The 18,756-nt window shown below is 38.9% G+C and carries 19 protein-coding genes and 1 pseudogene; 8 read left to right on the plus strand and 12 right to left on the minus strand.

The window, feature by feature from the left end:
* Window positions 1-496: 496 nt before the first annotated feature.
* Window positions 497-1,360, minus strand: a complete 864-nt coding sequence (gene thiD / locus PVV68_RS00315; RefSeq protein WP_273756236.1) for a bifunctional hydroxymethylpyrimidine kinase/phosphomethylpyrimidine kinase — start codon at window positions 1,358-1,360, stop codon at window positions 497-499.
* A 142-nt stretch (window positions 1,361-1,502) separates the two neighbouring features.
* Between thiD and PVV68_RS00320 the strand changes: the two genes are divergently transcribed.
* The 3 genes from PVV68_RS00320 to PVV68_RS00330 all read left to right on the plus strand — a co-directional run bounded on the left by PVV68_RS00320 (window position 1,503) and on the right by PVV68_RS00330 (window position 5,099).
* Window positions 1,503-2,303: a lysophospholipid acyltransferase family protein gene (locus PVV68_RS00320; protein ID WP_273719701.1), complete on the plus strand. Its 801-nt coding sequence runs from the start codon at window positions 1,503-1,505 to the stop codon at window positions 2,301-2,303.
* Window positions 2,304-2,925: 622 nt separating this feature from the next.
* On the plus strand, window positions 2,926-4,032 hold the full coding sequence (locus PVV68_RS00325) for a D-alanyl-D-alanine carboxypeptidase family protein (RefSeq protein ID WP_273719700.1): 1,107 nt from the start codon (window positions 2,926-2,928) through the stop codon (window positions 4,030-4,032).
* Window positions 4,033-4,037: 5 nt separating this feature from the next.
* Window positions 4,038-5,099 (plus strand): GTP-binding protein, encoded by a 1,062-nt coding sequence (locus tag PVV68_RS00330; protein ID WP_273719699.1) that lies wholly within the window; start codon window positions 4,038-4,040, stop codon window positions 5,097-5,099.
* 898 nt (window positions 5,100-5,997) lie between these two features.
* Here PVV68_RS00330 and PVV68_RS00335 read toward each other — a convergent pair.
* The 5 genes from PVV68_RS00335 to PVV68_RS00355 form a co-directional block, all read right to left on the minus strand.
* Entirely contained in the window at window positions 5,998-6,123 is a 126-nt protein-coding gene (locus PVV68_RS00335; protein ID WP_273782558.1) for a hypothetical protein, read from the minus strand.
* A 520-nt stretch (window positions 6,124-6,643) separates the two neighbouring features.
* Window positions 6,644-7,393, minus strand: a complete 750-nt coding sequence (locus tag PVV68_RS00340) for a murein L,D-transpeptidase family protein (protein ID WP_273719698.1) — start codon at window positions 7,391-7,393, stop codon at window positions 6,644-6,646.
* A gap of 38 nt (window positions 7,394-7,431) precedes the next feature.
* Window positions 7,432-8,388, minus strand: coding sequence for an acetyl-CoA carboxylase carboxyltransferase subunit alpha (locus tag PVV68_RS00345; RefSeq protein ID WP_273719765.1), 957 nt, complete (start codon window positions 8,386-8,388; stop codon window positions 7,432-7,434).
* A 72-nt stretch (window positions 8,389-8,460) separates the two neighbouring features.
* Complete coding sequence (locus PVV68_RS00350; RefSeq protein WP_273719697.1) at window positions 8,461-9,405, minus strand: site-specific tyrosine recombinase XerD; 945 nt, start codon at window positions 9,403-9,405, stop codon at window positions 8,461-8,463.
* Entirely contained in the window at window positions 9,395-9,604 is a 210-nt protein-coding gene (locus tag PVV68_RS00355; protein ID WP_273782573.1) for a hypothetical protein, read from the minus strand. Before PVV68_RS00355 ends, PVV68_RS00350 begins: the two co-directional genes overlap by 11 nt.
* A 64-nt stretch (window positions 9,605-9,668) precedes the next feature.
* Here PVV68_RS00355 and PVV68_RS00360 point away from each other — a divergent pair.
* The 5 genes and pseudogenes from PVV68_RS00360 (at window position 9,669) to PVV68_RS00380 (ending at window position 12,625) form a co-directional block, all read left to right on the plus strand.
* Window positions 9,669-10,302, plus strand: a pseudogene (locus PVV68_RS00360) (shikimate kinase).
* Complete coding sequence (aroB, locus tag PVV68_RS00365) at window positions 10,277-11,410, plus strand: 3-dehydroquinate synthase (RefSeq protein ID WP_273782559.1); 1,134 nt, start codon at window positions 10,277-10,279, stop codon at window positions 11,408-11,410. Before PVV68_RS00360 ends, aroB begins: the two are co-directional and overlap by 26 nt.
* Window positions 11,411-11,669: 259 nt before the next feature.
* Complete coding sequence (locus tag PVV68_RS00370; protein ID WP_273719694.1) at window positions 11,670-11,810, plus strand: hypothetical protein; 141 nt, start codon at window positions 11,670-11,672, stop codon at window positions 11,808-11,810.
* Window positions 11,811-11,819: 9 nt separating this feature from the next.
* Entirely contained in the window at window positions 11,820-12,215 is a 396-nt protein-coding gene (locus PVV68_RS00375) for an MliC family protein (RefSeq protein WP_273719693.1), read from the plus strand.
* Window positions 12,216-12,232: 17 nt separating this feature from the next.
* The gene (locus PVV68_RS00380) at window positions 12,233-12,625 is read left to right on the plus strand and encodes an MliC family protein (protein WP_273719692.1); all 393 of its coding nucleotides are present in this window, start codon (window positions 12,233-12,235) and stop codon (window positions 12,623-12,625) included.
* Window positions 12,626-12,645: 20 nt separating this feature from the next.
* On the opposite strand, the gene mnhG is transcribed toward PVV68_RS00380, so the two are convergent.
* The 6 genes from mnhG to PVV68_RS00410 are packed head-to-tail and all read right to left on the minus strand — an operon-like array spanning window position 12,646 to window position 18,697.
* Window positions 12,646-13,056 carry a monovalent cation/H(+) antiporter subunit G gene (mnhG, locus tag PVV68_RS00385; protein WP_273719691.1) on the minus strand — a complete coding sequence of 137 codons (411 nt, stop codon included), beginning with the start codon at window positions 13,054-13,056 and terminating at the stop codon, window positions 12,646-12,648.
* A complete protein-coding gene (locus PVV68_RS00390; protein ID WP_273719690.1) occupies window positions 13,053-13,334 on the minus strand; it encodes a K+/H+ antiporter subunit F in 282 nt (93 codons plus the stop codon). The genes mnhG and PVV68_RS00390 overlap by 4 nt, the downstream gene beginning before the upstream one ends.
* Window positions 13,331-13,816, minus strand: coding sequence for a Na+/H+ antiporter subunit E (locus PVV68_RS00395; protein ID WP_273719689.1), 486 nt, complete (start codon window positions 13,814-13,816; stop codon window positions 13,331-13,333). Before PVV68_RS00395 ends, PVV68_RS00390 begins: the two co-directional genes overlap by 4 nt.
* Window positions 13,813-15,435 carry a monovalent cation/H+ antiporter subunit D gene (locus tag PVV68_RS00400; protein WP_273719764.1) on the minus strand — a complete coding sequence of 541 codons (1,623 nt, stop codon included), beginning with the start codon at window positions 15,433-15,435 and terminating at the stop codon, window positions 13,813-13,815. Before PVV68_RS00400 ends, PVV68_RS00395 begins: the two co-directional genes overlap by 4 nt.
* Window positions 15,435-15,776: a Na+/H+ antiporter subunit C gene (locus tag PVV68_RS00405; RefSeq protein ID WP_144751771.1), complete on the minus strand. Its 342-nt coding sequence runs from the start codon at window positions 15,774-15,776 to the stop codon at window positions 15,435-15,437. Before PVV68_RS00405 ends, PVV68_RS00400 begins: the two co-directional genes overlap by 1 nt.
* Window positions 15,776-18,697, minus strand: coding sequence for a monovalent cation/H+ antiporter subunit A (locus PVV68_RS00410; protein WP_273719688.1), 2,922 nt, complete (start codon window positions 18,695-18,697; stop codon window positions 15,776-15,778). Before PVV68_RS00410 ends, PVV68_RS00405 begins: the two co-directional genes overlap by 1 nt.
* Window positions 18,698-18,756 lie beyond the last annotated feature (59 nt).

Genomic DNA, 18,756 nt, shown 5'->3' on the forward strand with positions numbered 1-18,756 from the left:
TACAAAACGCGCCTTTAATGGTAAAAAATAACTATAAAAACAACAAATTATCACCTATTCCTAACTAATCCTACCTTTTCCCACTTAGTACAAAACCTACTGTCAAACTACAATGTAGTTTGACTGTAACTTGTCAGCAGGTTTTGCATAACTTGACACAAGTTTTTGCAGCAATTCATTTTTTTCACAGGATTGTAAAAAACTCTCAAAGGAAGTTCAAAGACTTTTAAAAACTTTCAAAGCTTTCTCTCATTTTTGCTCCCAAATTCTGTCCTTTACGATTTTTGCACTCTTCTTTTGATTTTTAAGGTTCAAAGTCCATTTTAATGTAATTCTCCTTTAATGGTAAAAATATCTATAAAACCAATAAGTTGTCAATATTTTACCTTTTCCAACCTAGCACAAAACCGCGTATCAAACGGCACTTGTTTTGATAAGTTTTTATAAAGCCACGGAAAGTATAACGACAAAACACAAAACAGAGCAGAAGATTGTTTCATACATTCTTCCATAATTCATAGAAATGATGAAGGGGACCTCGTCCTTTCCCTACTTGCAAAGCAGTCGCAGCAGATAACGCCCCATGCAAATAGTCCTTTGCTTGTTTAACCGCACAAAGCAAAGGCTGTGTTGGCAATAAAGCTGCAATTGCAGCGGAAATAGTACAACCCGTACCGTGATCATGAGTAGTCATGAGTCGCACAGCTTCAAGCATGACAAGATCCTCACCATCACAATAAAGATCTGGGCTAGAACAATTGTGATTTTCCATATTTTCTTTAGCAAGAGCGTTCAAATGTCCACCCTTCAACAGGACGGCATTACAACCAAGAGCCAACAGCTGTGGAGCATACTGGTACATAGCGTTTAACGACCATTGCACCTCACATCCCAACAACAAAGCTGCCTCCGGTAAATTTGGTGTGATCAAAGTTGCCATAGGAACAAGAACATCACGCATTATTTCAATCGTATCAGGCTGTAAAAGAACATCACCACTTTTTGCTACCATAACGGGATCAAAAACAATAAAGCGCGCTTTATGATAAGCAAGACGCTCTGCAATAACCTGTGCAATCTGAGCATTTGCCACCATACCAATTTTAACAGCATCAACATGAATATCCTCAAAAACTGAATCAATTTGATCAGCAACAAAAGAAGCATCCAATGCTTGAAAAGTACGAACACCTTGCGTATTTTGTGCAACGACAGCTGTAACCACACTCATACCATAGGTTTTCATGGCTGAAAAAACCTTTAAATCCGCATGCATTCCAGCGCCACCAGAAGGATCAGTCCCAGCAATAGATAAAATCCGTGGAATAAAAAGTTTGTTTTGGTTTTCTTGTCGTTTCATCAACCTTTTTTCCTTATTTTGTTAAATATCGGAAAATAGGTTTCCGAAAATAGACTTTTGAAAAAATAGAAAGAAAGATGTTTTCTCGTATAAATTACGTTATATATCCAATCTTCTTATAAATATAAAATGGGAAAGTATAGTGCTCATCCTTCGTTCTCTTTTGTTTACCTTCGCTTTTTACACAGCCACTTTTGTACAAATGATTCTTTACGCGCCTATCTATTTTTTAATGCCACGCAAAACAGCTTGGATTGTTCCCAAAACATGGGCGCGTGTCACTCTTTTTTTGCAAAAATACATTGCTGGCACAACCTATGAAATTGAAGGTTTAGAAAATCTTCCCAAAGGAGCCTATATCATTGCTCCAAAACATCAATCTGCATGGGAAACTTTTGGTCTTGTCCCTCACTTGGATGACCCCGCTCTTATTTTAAAACGTGAACTGACATGGATTCCACTTTTTGGCTGGTACATGGCAAAAACACAAATTATCCCAATTAACCGAACAACACCTATTAAAGCCTTAAAAACCATCATACAAAAAGCCAAAGAAAAAGCAAAACAAGGGCGCCAAATTTTGATCTTTCCCGAAGGAACACGCCGACAGCCAGGACAGGAACCAGATTACAAATCAGGAATTGTTGCTCTCTACAATGAACTCGAACTTCAAGTTGTTCCCATTGCCCACAATGCTGGTTTATATTGGCCACGAGGCAATTTTCGCCGCTATCCTGGAACAATTCGCGTTCGCATCCTTCCCCCTATAGAAGCTGGTTTAAGCAAACGCGATTTTCTAAACCAACTCGTTCAAAAAACAGAAAAAGCCTGTGATGAACTGCTTTTATTAGCAGCCCAAGATCCTAGTCCTCCACCGCTCCCCGCTTGTGCTATTAAAAAGCTTGAAAAGCTAAAAGATCATAATCAAAATATTGATTTATAAAATAATGATCTCTTTTATTAATATATGCAGTTTAAAATACTAAATACAGGCACATTTTCTCTCTTATCCACCTATAAAGATACATCAAAAAAATTGCTTGCAACTTATTTAAAAGAAAGCAATGCCTGAACAACATATTGTAAGTAAGAAGTAAATATACTGACCATAAACTATCTCAACACAAGAACAGTTGCAATATTGGAAATTAGTAAATAGAATATAATGATAATCTGTACATCTATAAGCATAAAAATGATGACTTATTATATTATACATTTACAAGCCGTGCTAAGAGATGGGATGGGAGATAAAATAAAAAACTCTTTAAAAAAAATGCGTCGATAAACAGCACAATAACATGATCTTCTTCCATGAAGAACATGACCAACATAAGGTAAAGCGTTACGCGATATCTCTTAGTGAAAAGATATTGCATGAAGGCTTTTACAAGCCATAAAGTTGAAGACAAAGGGGAAAAATGAAGCATGATAGTGATTCTATCTCAGCAGAAAAACGCATACAGTATGAACCATTTACCCTCTAGATCATAGACTTAAAAGCTTTTTGTACTAAATTAAAACAATTCTTAGTCCCTGATAAGAAGGTATTGGATTTAAACTTAATGCGACGACTCTTCACGAATCTCTTTTTATCTTTCATTTTGAGCTTAACAAGTACTCTTGCTCTGTCTCAGCCCTTTATATCTGTTGATGTTACAACGGGGCGTATTTTAGCGCACAATCAAGCTTTTGAGCGTTGGTATCCAGCCTCCTTAACAAAATTAATGACCGCCTATGTCATTTTCCGCGCCATGAGTGCAGGGGAAATTTCGCCCAAAAAACAGATTACTATTAGCCAATATGCAGCAAAAGCTCCAGCACATCGTTCAGGCTATAAAGCTGGTTCTGTCCTTACCTTTGACACAGCTTTAACCATTACTTTGACGACTTCTACCAATGATCTAGCCATTGCCATGAGTGAAGCGGTTGCCGGTTCACAAGAAGCTTTTGTACAAAAAATGAATGCTGAAGCCCAACGTTTAAAAATGTTTGGTACACATTTTGCCAATGCAAGTGGATTACCAGACCCACAAAATTACTCCACCGCACGTGATATTGCTCTTTTAGCGATTCAAATTCGTCGTGAATTTCCTCAATATGCTCATTATTTTTCTATTCCTGCCATTGATTTTGGTAACAAACGAAAAATCCAACCCAATTCAAACAACCTCATTGGACGTTTTAATGGCATAGATGGCATGAAAACAGGCTTCATTTGTGCCTCTGGTTTTAATCTTGTTGCCTCCGCCACCCGCAATAACCGCACAATTATTGCGGTTATTTTAGGAGCAAACAATGTAAGTGAAAGAGAAGAAAATGCCGCACAACTACTCGAAACAGGTTTTTTACATAAAGGAACGCCCCAATTAACACTGACAACGCTAAAACCCTATGGTACAAAGAGAACACAAGTAAGCGATATGAAACAACAAATGTGCACTCCCGAAGCCATAAAAATGCATGCGAATTCTTATGACGCTCAAGGAAAAATTATCTTTTCTTCACCTTTTATTACTGATCCACCCCCCTTCGTACTTCCTCTACAAGTACGACTCATTAGTGCGCCTCAGGAACCTACAATCACAGTAAAATCGCTAAAAAAACTTTACATTCCGCATAAAAAACCAGCAAAAAACTCTATAAAAAAAGCCGCAAACTACGGTCGATGATAAACATGAAAATAAAGCGCATTCCCCTCACGCTTATTACCGGCTTTTTAGGCTCTGGCAAAACAACTTTGCTCAACAAAATGCTACGCAATCCTCTTTTGGCTGATTGTGCTGTAATCATCAATGAATTTGGTGAAGTAAGCATTGACCATCTTCTCGTTGAAAAAACGACAGAAGGAATTATTGAACTTGCCAATGGTTGCTTATGCTGCAATTTGCGCAGTGATCTTATCGATACATTAACCGATTTAGTCAATCGCGTTCAAACGGGCAATCTTAAGCAACTCAATCGCATTATCATTGAAACAACAGGGATGGCTGATCCAGCACCTATTTTACAAGCTCTTTTAAGCCACCCATCGTTAATGCAAACATTATCGATTGAAACTGTTCTTGCAACATTTGATACCTTAAACACACTTTCCATATTCAAACGCTATCCCGAAATACACAAACAATTAGCACTTGCTGACAAAATTATCCTCACCAAAACAGACCTTACCAATCCAAAACTGCTTTCAAATACACTGCTTAAGACACTCAAAATAATGAACCCTACGGCACAAATTATTGATGTCCACTCTGATGAGTGCTGTTTAAATGCATTAATAAGCAAAACATTATGGGATGAAAAAGTAGAAAATGCACAACTTCAACAAGGACACACCCTTACTTCCCATGATCATACGCACCACTCAAACATCCAAGCTTTGTCATTAGACTGTAAAGAGCCTATAGATTATACTGCTCTTCATAGTTTTCTAGATCTCCTAAACGACCTTTATGGCGCAAAAATACTACGTATTAAAGCAATTATCGCCTTGCGTGACGACCCACACCGCCCACTTGTTTTACACGGTATACAGACATTTTTTCACCCACCAATAAGACTTCCAGAATGGCCTAAAGGAACAATACAAACACGTTTTGTCATCATTGCCGATGATGTTGAAAAAGAAGCAATAGAAAAACTCTTCAATGCCTTTTTTAACAAGCCAGCAATAGATAATGCGGACAAAACTGCTATAATGGATAATCCCCTCATTATTCCAGGCATGAAATTTTAATCTTTACTACCATCTTTAAGGAAGAATAGAGGCGCCTTTCAAAAAAGCCCTCTTACATTGTACTACAAGCGCTAACATATATCATTTGATCTCTTTCTCATCAAAGACGAAAATTTTTGCTCCTTATCAATCCATAATCAGATTGGTTTTTCTATTTATGGAAACATGCCTCTCACAAAAAAGGGGAACGCCACAAAACACCACTACGTTGCTTATTCACGCGCTTGTTTTCAAGGAATATTCCTCAACCCACCCAATGCGCATTTCACGGCAGAATCCATAGATGGTATAATGGTAAATACATTATGCACCACCATCTTTACGCGTATAAAGATGCAAGACCGCATCATCATCTTATTTGCCAGCTCCCAATGTGGCAACAGCTCTTGACACTTGAGAGCATTTTTTAAAGTATTTTTAGCCACACATCACCTCCATGTATAACATGCAAGCAGGCAATTTCAATTGATTCAATATAAGAGGATTTAAGGTCAGAGAAACTTACGGTATTTTGAGTTATTAAAGTTAAAAAATATTAATTTATCATGATAAATCAACGTATTAACTTTTTAAGAAAAAATACACCTTGAATTTTTACGTTTTTAACTTGCCTTTATATTTTAAAAGCAACATCTAGAAGTATCTTAAAGCGAAGAGAGCTCGGTGTAGAAAGTCACCTCTTTGCTTGTGTGAGAAAGGAAAATACAGAGAAAACCGCAATAGCGCTTAGTGATCACACTTTTAGCGGAGGGAAAACGTTTAAATCAGAGAGCGATGCCTAAGCACTTATGAGAGTCCCGTTTCTCTTAAAAGTGGTGGTATCTTAATAATATCAGGTCCATGTAAATAGAACATTATTGTATGGACAATTCACGCGCTTTTTTAAAAAGCACGTGTTTCAATGTCTCAAGCCGATTCCGCAGGCACTTCCTGTAATGCTGTGAATGGCATAAAGGTAAATCAATTGTGCACCACCATCTTTATCTGCATGAAAATGCAAACTGGCATCGGCATACTTTTTCAATCCATACTGCTATAACCATCCTTGCATTTAAGAGAGTTTATAAGAAGAATTTATTCTCCATCTTCAAATGTTTTTATCCACATGCCAACCCCACTTATAATAACTTATAATAGATGAGAAAATAATTTTGAGTGATTCAACATGAGAGGAATCTGAAATAAAAGAATCTTATAGTATCAGGATCTCTCATTTAAGTTGCAAGACAATGAATTATGATAAATCTAATCTCTTTATCTTGAATTCCCCCTGCCAATCACTTATGCGATTCATTTCACAAGTTTAGCGAAAAAGCCTTGCCCCACATATTCCGCTTAAAACACATAACGTTTCCCTTGGTTTATGTAAAAAAACAATCTCATACATGATAGGATATTTTTAATATGCGTGAACACACCTTATATCACCGTACTGAAAAACAATATTTTACAGTCTTAGTGATACAAGAAATAAAGCATTCCAAAGAAGCAAAGAGATCTTTTTGCCTCTTTGGAAAAATCCCTATTTTACGAGACGATGACACTCAGGGCGCTAGAACACTTGAAGTTTTATTAAGTCCACGATTGAAAACGTAACGCTTTTCATAAACCTCAACCGTTGGGGGAGTACGATTTTCTTCAAAAAAATCATACCCTTCCTTCAGCATAAGCCAAAATTGATAATGAGGATCAGATTTATGGCGCGCCATATTAGCATCGGTCATGCGGAAAGGAAAAGCCTGCAACTGAAATTCTCTTTGTCCACCTCTAAAAGCATCCCGTGCAAAGGCATAAATCTGTGCCATATTCTTATCACTCATAGAATAGCAACCGGCAGAAAAGCAAGAACCATGTACCATCAGATTGCTTCCTGTTCGTCCATGGGCTTGATCATAGAGATTGGGAAATCCTATATTAAAAGAAAGGTAATATTTCGAATAAGGATTCATTTGACTTGCACTAATGGTATAAAAACCTTCCGGTGTTTGAAGGTCCCCTTCCTTATATTTAGGTCCAAGCTGACCAGACCACTTACAAATACCGTAACGCGCCATCAATATAAAAGTCCCTGAACGAGACTGCTTCCAAATTTCAGCAAGATTTTCTTCCTTAAAAAAACGCATCATTATTGGTGCATAAGGATCGATATCATACAAAACCATTCTATTTTGAATTTCTTGGGGAAGAGGCTGTTCAACTTTAGCGCGAATAGAAGCTGGCAATCTTCCTTCGCATGCCATCAATATTCCCATTGCAAACAACACACACACTGCGAGGAATCTGTTGAATATCATCGAATACAACTCCAATCCATCCCCTCATAAAAAATAACTTATGTTAAAGATCGACCAATCTGAAGATATTTTTCCCAACGCTCTTGTTTAAGAGCTTCACCATCTTTTCCAGCCATCTCCTTTAAAGCCTCTGCAATAACCGCGCCTGTTTCATCAATCACGACTTCTTTACCTCGATGTGCTCCTCCTAAAGGCTCAGGAATAATGCCATCAATAATCTTTAACCGATATAAATCTTGAGCAGTAATACGCATATTCATTGCAGCATCTTTTGCACGGGTTGAATCGCGCCATAAAATAGAAGCAGCGCCTTCTGGAGAAATAACAGAATAAATGGCATGTTCTAACATATAAACTTTGTTAGCAGCAGCAATTGCTATCGCTCCCCCTGAACCACCTTCACCAATAACGACCGAAACAACCGGAACTTTTAGGCGTAAAGTTGCTGCTGTTGATTGAGCAATTGCTTCTGCTTGACCGCGTTCTTCAGCGCTCACACCAGGATAAGCACCTGCCGTATCAACAAAAGTCAGGAGTGGCAAACCAAAACGGTCAGCCATTTCCATAATACGTACGGCTTTGCGATAACCTTCTGGACGAGCAGAACCGAAATTATAGCGCAAACGTGTTTGCGTATCATGACCTTTCTCTTGACCTATATAAGCAACTGCCTCTCCCCTAAAGCGTGCAAATCCTGCTTGTATAGCCTCATCTTCAGCAAATTTTCGGTCTCCTGCCAAAGGTGTCACATCGCTTAGCAAACGCGCAGAATAATCCATAAAATGGGGACGATCAGGATGGCGCGCCACTTGTGTTTTTTGCCATGGCGATAACTTTTTATAAATATCGCGCAATGCCGTTTGAGAACGCACTTCAAGGCGTGCGATCTCATCACTCATATCAAGACTGCCTTCTTCTTGAGAAATCTGTTTTAATTCAAGAATTTTTCCATCGAGATCAGCAACTGGTTTTTCAAAATCAAGATAATTATACATTCTACCCAACTTATCTGGTGTCACTTATACACTTATAATCCATTTTATAAAGTATTTTTCAAAAACATCACCTTATTCTTGTTGAGCCTTCTGCTCATCAGCAAGAGGATGATGCTCATTAACGAGACGATAAAGCCCTGCTTCCAATACATGGGTATAAATCTGAGTAGTCGCAATATCAGAATGACCTAACAAATGTTGAACAGCACGCAAATCAGCACCATTTTGCAAGAGATGACTAGCAAAAGCATGACGCAACACATGGGGAGAAAAGTCATCACTTTTTACTCCTGCTCTTTTAGCAAGACTTTTCAACTCCCGTGCCACAACTTGTCGAGCAATATACCCTGTCTGTGAATGGGCAGGAAAAAGATAAGGGCTTTTTGCATCTTTTCCCTGATCACGCAATTCCAACCACTGCGAAAGAACTTGGCAAGCTTTTTTTGATAACAGCACCATTCGTTCTTTTTTACCCTTACCACGAACCAAAAAACTGTATCCTTTCCCTCGGATAGCCTGTACTGGAAGACTCACCAATTCACTAATACGCAATCCTGTTGCATAAAGCATTTCAATCAACAACTGAAGACGCAATGCGCGCCAATAATTTTTTGACCCCTCATTTGCTTGGACAACCTCCTCTTGTGCCAAATCAAGCAATTTCGTTACCATATCTTCACTGATGATTTTTGGCAAAGAGCGCCCCTGACGAGGTGCATCAATATCATGGGAAGGATCATCTTCTCTCAATCCTTCAGCATAAAGAAATTGATAAAATTGACGCAAAGTCGATAAACGACGCGCCTGTGAAGACGCTGCACAACCAAGAGTGTGCATAAGTGATAAAAGGCCAATTAAATCTTCTTTTTGCGCTGAAAAAAGTGATACAGAGTGTGAAGACAATACGCCCTCTGCCCACTGCAAATCATGTTGATAAGCCGCAAGTGTATGGTCACAAGCGCCTCGTTCAGCACTCATCATTTCAAGAAAACGGTCTATTACAATATCACTTTTCATTTCCTTGATCCCCTTTTGAAGAAAGATTTAATGAATCCAAAGGGACATCAACATACATATCCACAGTTACGGGTTTAACAAACACAACAAGAGCAACCATGATACTAAAAAGAATAACAAAGGAAATAAAAAGAATCATTAAAAATCTGGTCAATGTTGGCATAAGACAATAAACTCTCTCCAGAACCATTCCGTCCATTGAATTATGCCTTACAAAGATTAACAGGAATTGACTTTAATATAGATAAATGCCGAAATAAATTATGGACAATAATCGATCAAAACATATTCCGATGACACAGATAAAGAGCCAGCTCTTATCATCCCTTGATAAACGCGCTCTTGTCTTTGTTGGTCTGATGGGTGCAGGTAAATCAGTCATCGGCAAACGCGTTGCCACCATGCTTCGTTTGCCCTTTTATGATTCTGATCAGGAAATCGAAAAAGCTTCAAAAATGACCATTACCGAACTCTTTAAAATTTATGGTGAATCAGAATTCCGTGCTCTTGAACAGCGTGTTATTCTCAATCTCATCAAAAAAAGTCCTCTTGTTTTAGCAACCGGTGGTGGTGCCTACATAAATCAAGACATCCGAAAAGCTATTCACCAAAATGGTATATCTATCTGGCTCAAAGCCGACCTTGATATCCTCATGCAACGTGTCTCAAAGCGCAAAACGCGACCACTTCTCCAAACAACAAACCCTAAAGAAACCATGCAAAAGCTCATGGAACAGCGTTATCCTATTTATGCAAAGGCAAACTTAACAATTAACACGCATACAGAAAGCCGTCTTACCGTCGCAAAAAATGTTATACGATCTGTACAGCACTACCTCGATAGAAGAAAATGACCATAGGAACAAAAAGCATGCACACCAAAACCGTTACTGTTAAGCTGGACAAACATTGTTACGATATTATCATTGGACCAAATCTCATTACACAAGCAGCTTTGCAGATTAAACATTCTCTCCACCAAACAGATTCTCATCCAACACGTTTGGCAATTGTTACAGATACAAATGTTGCATCCCTCCATTTAGAGACATTACAGAAAGAATTAACAAAAAATAAAATTCATACTGTTCCCATCGTTGTAGAAGCAGGAGAACAATCAAAATGCTTTTCCACCCTACAAAGCGTCATTGATAAAATTCTTGCTGCACGTCTAGAGAGAGGTGACTGCGTTATTGCTTTTGGTGGTGGTGTCATTGGCGACTTGGCAGGATTTTCCGCAAGTGTTATCCGCCGCGGTATGAACTTCATTCAAATACCCACAACACTACTTGCACAAATTGACTCCTCTGTGGGAGGAAAAACAGGTATTAATAGCCAATATGGTAAAAATCTTATTGGCACTTTTTATCAACCGCAATGCGTTATTGCTGACACTTGTATCCTTGATACATTGCCACCGCGTCAATTTCGCGCTGGTTATGCGGAAATGGTCAAATATGGTCTTATTAACCAGCCTGATTTCTTTGTATGGCTTGAAAAAAATGGACAAAAAGTTTTCTCCAATGGCTCTATGCGAATAGAAGCCATTGTCCGCTCATGCCAATTTAAAGCGGACATTGTAGCACGTGATGAATATGAAACGGGAGAACGTGCACTCCTAAATCTTGGTCATACATTTGGACACATGCTTGAAACAGCAACCACTTATGACTCAAACCGTTTAATCCATGGTGAAGCTGTATCAATTGGTATGATTCTAGCCCACCAATTTTCCGCACAACTGAATTTAATAGATACCACACTCACACAGCGCATTGAAACCCATTTTAAAGCTGTAGGATTGCCTACACAACTAAAAGATATCGCAGGTACACTCCCAGATGCCGAAACACTGATGACTTTCATTGCTCAAGATAAAAAGGTTTCGCAAAACAACTTAACGTTCATCTTAACACGCGGACTTGGACAATCATTTATTGCAAAAAATGTTCCATCAAATGCAGTTTTAGCCTTTTTGGAACAAAAATTAACGGAAATTCGTTAATTCATATTGAATATAATTGATTCGTTTTTATACTTCTATTAAAGAAAGAGATATGATGATGTCTGCGTAGCTCAGTAGGATAGAGCACAGGATTCCTAAAGAAATTGGGCGCCTTGAGGAGAAATCCTCAAAGTGGATCTGCTCAAATTCGGGGAAAGCTTCATGGGAAACCATATGCCAATCCCGAGCCAAGCCTCTCTGTTATAAGGAGAGGAAGGTGTAGAGACTGAACGGGCAGCACCTAAAAGGCATAAGCTTTATGGTGAAGAGACAGTCCAGACCACAAACAGCTTTTAACGCTGGCGGTGAAAATCGAAGTGGTATGAATCCTGGGGTCGCAGGTTCGAATCCTGCCGTGGACACCATTGTATCAATCAAATTATTCTGTCGTGCAATATAGGGAAGCATTATGAAAAAAACTCTACATATTTTAGGATTTTTGGCCGCTTCAAGTTTATCACTTTTTAGCTCAAGCAATGTCTTTGCTGGCTCTATAATCCTTGAGATACCAGATAATCCAGAGCCAACAACACAAAAAATAACCTATCAATGTGATACAGGAATAAGTAAAGAACGCGTTGAAGCAACCTATCACAACGCTGAAAATATTTCGTTGGTTGATTTCAAATGGAAAGGTGATCGCGTTATTGCTGCTAATGTTATCGCTACTTCTGGAGTAAAATATGCGGGGACCCAGTATATCTGGTGGGAAAAGAACAAAGAAATCACACTTTATGATCTCGTGGATGATCCAGAACAGAAAAAACCTATCCTTTGTAAAGATGAATCAACATTATTATTCTAAAGAATGAAAGGAATATTATGAAAAAAACTTCTTCTAAGCTACGGTCTTGTGCCGCTTTAAGTCTATTATTCTGCAGTTCAATCAATGCCTTGGCAGGTTCTTTAGTCATTGAGGTCCCAGATGATCCAGCACCAACAACAGAAATTGCTACCTATCAATGCGATATGAGAAAGAATAAAGAATCTATTGAAGCAACCTATTACACTGCTGGTGATATTGCGCTTGTTGATTTCAAATGGAAAGGAAAGCGTATTGTTGGTTCCAATGTTATTGCTGCTTCTGGAGCAAAATATGTAAGCGGACAATATGTATGGTGGACAACGAAAAATGAGGCTTTATTTTATGATCTCATCAATGATCCAAAAGAAGAAAATCCTATTCGTTGTATAGAAGAACAAAGCGCGCAATAAAATAAAAAAGACACTTGATATCAAGAATCGCGCTGGTTCTCATCGCATAACATTTCTTCTAATGTAGGCGGTTGTTCTGTCGTCTGATGTGATAAAAGAGCCAGCGGTTTTTCTGATGTATTTTCTGAATGATGTCGGTAAGCTGCCGCCTGTGATACCAGCATAGAAGCCACTGGTATCGTTACAAGTAAAAAAATCATCAATAATATTTCATGAAAGACAAAATGGTGATCCACAAAAATAGAATAAAGAAACGATGCGATAAGAATACTTCCAGCTCCCCAACTTGTACTGAGTGAAAGCATATGCAAACGCTTATAAAAACTGGAAAGACGCACCAATCCTATTGTTCCAATCAATGTGAGACCAGACCCCAATACTAAAAAAACTGTAATAGCAACAGCAACCACAAGTGAGATATCATCTTTCATTCAATAATTTCTCCCCGCATGAGAAATTTTGCCAAAGCAATACTTGATACAGGACCTAACAATCCAATAATGAGAGGTGCTACAAAATAAATAGTTGTTCCTGATCGAAGATCAAATGTAAGAAACAAAAGAATAGTTATTACATAAAGAGCATCCAATCCCACGATGCGGTCCTGCGCCCGTGGACCACGAATTAATCGAAATAGCGCAAAAATCATTGCCAAACTTAAAAAAAACTGCGACAGAAAAATCCCCCAATAAAGAATCATCATACTCATGAGAAAATCTCCAAAAGCAATTGCTCATAGCGTTGTTTAATCGACTGTTGATAATTATATCCATTTTTAAAGTCTAAAACATGGAGTAAAAGCTCACTATTTTTTCTATTATAAGCAATCCAAACGGTTCCTGGAGTAACAGAGAGAATACATGCTAAAACTGCCAAAGCAGTACGACTTTCGAGCAAAAGGGGCACCACAATAAAATCAGAGTGCTGCTTTTGAGATCTTTTTGTCAAAACAAAGCAAGCCACAGAAACATTTGAAATAATAGAATCGATAAACACGCGAAAAATTAAACGAAAAACTGCACGCCAACTTTTAACGGTGATTTTTTCCGGCTCAAGAAACCGCATCATCCAACCACTAAACAAAGCAACGATAATCCCTAAAAGTAATTGACCTAAACTAAAACCATTTAAGGTCAACCACATAAAAACGATTGCCGTACTGAAAAGAGGGAAAGAACAAAAATAATTCATTGATTGATCTCCCCATTCTCAAAAGAAAAATCTTCTAAAACGCTTCCAATATAGTTTTGAGGATTATATAGAGCTTTAGCTGTTTCAGACATATAATGGCTAACAGGAGCAGCTAAAATTGTTATGAGAAAGCACAAAGCCAGCAGAGCAGCAATAGGTGCAAATTCAATCACCTGCACACGCGGAATTCTCCCTTCAAGAGAAACCCAAAAAGTTCGAGTACCCATTCTTGTGAGAGCAATTAAAGTTGCAAAACCAGATAGGGAGACAAAAATCACAAACAGCCAATCTTGGTAAGCCGGTAGGAAAACAGATAAATCTCCCTTAGTATGGTTTAAAATTGCCATAAACATCATAAATTTAGCCACGAAACCAGAAAAAGGCGGCAACCCAATAATTAAGAGGGCACAGATACAAAAACATCCCCCGAGAATCGCTAAAGTTACTGGTAAATAGGTACCAACTTCATCTTCTTCCTCCTCTTCATCGTCTCCATAAACTTCCATTGTAACAGTCAAAACATTCGCCGCTACATCCTGACAGCGTTCAACAAGTTCCACCAAAAGAAAAAAAGCACCAAGAGCTAAAGTTGAAGAAACGATATAAAAGAGTGCGCCTGCTGTCAGTGCTGCATGACCAATCCCAATTGCACTCAACAATGTACCAGAAGAGACAAGAACGCTATAAGCTGCCAAACGTACCAAAATTTGACTAGCCAAAATTCCAATAAAACCAAAAGCTATAGTAATCAACCCACCGTAAAACAAAATCATGTGACCAAAATAGCTAAAATATCCACTTTCAGGACCAAACCATAACAATGTCAGACGTAAAATAATATAAATACCCACCTTGCTCAAAAGAGCAAAAGAAGCCCCAACGGGTGCTGCTGCTGCACTATAAGTTGGTATCAACCAAAAATTAAGTGGCCACATCCCTGCTTTGAGTAAAAAAGCGATCCCCAAAAGTGCAGCACCTATTTCAAAGAGAACAATATCCGCAGAAGCTATATGTTTTATTTTTACAGCCAAATCAGCCATATTCAAGGTACCAACGACTCCATAAATGAGTGCCGTACCAACGAGAAACAACAACGAAGCAACAAGATTAATCACCACATAATGCAATCCAGCACGCACACGTAATTGACCAGAACCGTGCAAGGCAAGCCCATAAGAAGCGGTTAACATCACTTCAAAAAACACAAATAAATTGAACAAATCCCCTGTTAAAAAAGCACCATTTATTCCAACCATGAAAAACTGCATCAATGACTGAAAATGAGGACCAGCTTTATACCAATGCGCCCGTGCAAAAACCAATGCAGCAACCATTAACAAGCTGGAAAGTACAAGCATCATAGCGCTTAAGCGATCAAGGACCAAAATAATTCCAAAAGGAGAAGGCCAATTGCCAAGACGATAAACCTCTGCAGCTGGTGCAACTTCAAGAATACGCATAACCAATAAAATGGCGATAATAACCAACAATCCAGCAGAAAACAGACTTATGAATGACTTAAGTTTTGCACGGCGTTCATCATAAAAAAGCAGGAGAGCTCCAGTGATTAATGGTAAAACAATAGGCAAAATGAGAAGATGGCGCTGGTATTCTTCCATCATTGCACCTCACGTCCATCCACGTGATCTGAACCTGTTAATCCGCGTGAAACAAGAAGGATAACCAAAAAGAGAGCTGTCGTTGCAAAACCAATCACAATTGCTGTTAAAACTAACGCCTGTGGAAGAGGATCAACGTAATTTTCTGGATTAATCACTTTAGTAGGATCAACAATCGGCGCAGCATTGCTACGCGGTCTACTCATTGAAAACATAAAAAGATTGACTCCATAGGAGATCAAAGACAAACCAAGAATGACTTGGAAAGTTCGTGGACGTAAAATGAGCCAAATGCCTGATCCAACAAGAACACCTATAGCCAAAGAAAGAACAATTTCCATTAATTTTCCTTCTCTTTCAAAAGAGGTTTCTTACCGATTCGATAACTACGAATAGACTGGTGTGCCAGTGCAATTAAAATGAGAACTGTTGCCCCCAAAACAAGAGAAAACACACCAAGATCAAATAAAAAAGCAGAAGCCATAGGAATCTTTCCAATCAGTGGCAGATGCGTATATTGGAAAAAAGAGGTTAAAAAAGGAGTTCCAAAAAACCAAGCTCCCACTCCCGTCAAGACTGATAACAACAAACCAAAGCCCATCCAGCGTAATGGCAAAACCTTCAAATGGCTTTCCACCCAACGAATATCACGGGCAAGATATTGCAAAATAAAGCCTATCGCTAAAGTCACACCACCAACAAATCCCCCGCCTGGAAGATCATGCCCGCGCATAAATAAATAGACAGAAAAAGCGATAATAACCGAAAAGAGCCATCCCATAATAACAGCAGGAACAACAAGATAGTTCAAGACGCTATCCCCCACATCCCTATCAGGCTGTTCCATATCAAAAGCTTTCTGAACACGTTGTTGAAAAGGCGCATCAATACTTTCAGGAGCAGGACGAAAGCGTCGTAAAAGAGCAAAAACCGTGAGTGAAACAACACCTAAGACGACAACTTCTCCCATGGTATCAAAACCACGGAAATCAACCAACAACACATTCACAACATTGCGACCACCAGCACCACTATAAGCATTCGTTAGAAAAAAATCAGCAACAGTTGCCCCCTGAGGACGTGTCATCATTGCAAAAGAAAGCCATGCAACACCAACACCTCCCATAACAGCTATAATGAAATCACGAACACGACGAAAACGCACATAAAAACAAACATGGTTTGGATCAGGATTATATAAACGCTTAGGCAACCACCGCAAGCCAAGCAATAATAAAACGGTTGTCACCACCTCAACAACCAATTGTGTTATTGCTAAATCGGGTGCGGAGAGCCACAAAAAGGTTGCACAAGTCATCAAACCAGCTCCACTCAACAGCATAAGTGATGCAAGGCGATGAAATTTTGCTTGCCAAGCAACCAAAAGAGCACAGGATCCACCTACCAGCCAAACAGCAAGAAAAGGAATATCAAGCGGAAAAAGCGGTAACGATCCCGCTGAAATAAAACCGTCGTACCAAAGCAAAAGACCAACAAATGCAAAACACAGCAAAAAAATCCAATGTAATTGCATTTGCAAACGACGTGTCGACAAAACTGCTTCCAGCGCCCGTGCCCATTTCCAAGAAATAATCACCAGAACGCGTTCAAAAATGCGTGTTCCTTTCAAATGACGAAAAAAAGGAGGACCATCATCACAAGATAAAAAATAACGATGCCCGAAGACATAAAGCAATCCGCCTCCTGATAAAGCCACAAAACTCATCATTAATGGCGTATTAAGCCCGTGCCAAACAGCCAAACTATAAGGAATTGTCATGGATCCTAAAACAGAGACAACAGCATTATCCAAAATAGGTCCTATTGTTAAATTAGGAAAAATACCAACTGCCAAACAAATAAACACCAAAAGTTCCATAGGTAAACGCATAAAATGCGGTGGTTCATGCGGGGTTTTAGGTAAATTAATAGGTTTTGCCCCTAAAAAAACACCATGAATAAAACGTATAGAATAAGTCACACTAAACAGACTAGCGAGCGTTGCCACATATGGTGCAATCCAATCGAGCCATGAGTCCATATGCATTTCAACCGCTTCAGCAAAAAACATTTCCTTCGACAAAAAGCCATTTAACAAAGGAACTCCAGCCATCGCCGCACTCGCGACCAAAGCAAGAGTTGCTGTAATAGGCATAGTACGATAAAGACCTGTCAACTTACGCATATCACGTGTTCCGGTCTCATGATCAATAATGCCAGCAGCCATAAATAAAGAAGCTTTAAAAGTAGCATGATTAGCCATATGAAAGATTGCCGCAACACATGCAAGCGAACTACCAAGGCTTAAAAGTGTGGTAATCAATCCAAGATGACTAATCGTTGAGTAAGCAAGTAACCCTTTTAAATCTTGCTGGAACATGGAAAAATAAGCACCAAGCAGCAAGGTTGACAGTCCTGAAAAGCCTACCAACCAAAACCAAGTTTCCGTTCCAGAGAGCACAGGCCATAAACGAACAAGCAAAAACAACCCTGCTTTTACCATTGTTGCCGAATGTAAATAAGCCGATACCGGTGTTGGAGCAGCCATCGCACCAGGTAACCAAAAATGAAAAGGAAACTGTGCACTTTTTGTTAATCCTCCCAATAAAATACAAATAAGGACAGGATTATAAAGCACACTTGATCGGATCATCTCCCCAGAATGCAACACCTTATCCAAATCAAAACTACCAACAATATGACCAATCAATAAAACACCAATAAAAAGAGCAAAACCACCAAAACCTGTGATTGTTAAAGCCATGCGTGCTCCCTCACGCGCACTTGCATTATGGTACCAATAACCGATCAACAAAAAAGAAAAAATACTGGTGAGTTCCCAAAAAATAACCAAAAAAACGAGATTGCCAGATAAGACTATCCCTGTCATTGATCCCATAAAGGCCAGAAAAAAAGAAAAAAAACGCGGTACAGAGTCCGCCTGATCCAGGTAATAACGCGCATAGACAACAACAAGAAGTCCAATTCCTGTAATGAGCAAACAAAAAAGCCACGCCAGACCATCCATACGGAAGATCAAATTAACATCCCATTCTGGAAGCCATGAAATATCTAAACGTACCACGCGATTTCCATGCACCGATGGATAAAGTATAACTGTAAAAAAAAGACTGAAAAGTGCAACAACCCCAGCAAACCATGCTTCATTATTTTTTGCTGTCGAACGAAACAAACTGATGACAGCACTTCCACCAAAGGGAAGCAAAACGAGCAACATCAACATTGCTTCCCGTGTTGTCATTCTTAAAACTCCATATCATCCTTCAATATTTTGTCATCGACAAAATAAAAATTTACCTT

It is taken from the genome of Bartonella sp. ML69XJBT, from assembly GCF_028618515.1.
Classification (GTDB): domain Bacteria; phylum Pseudomonadota; class Alphaproteobacteria; order Rhizobiales; family Rhizobiaceae; genus Bartonella.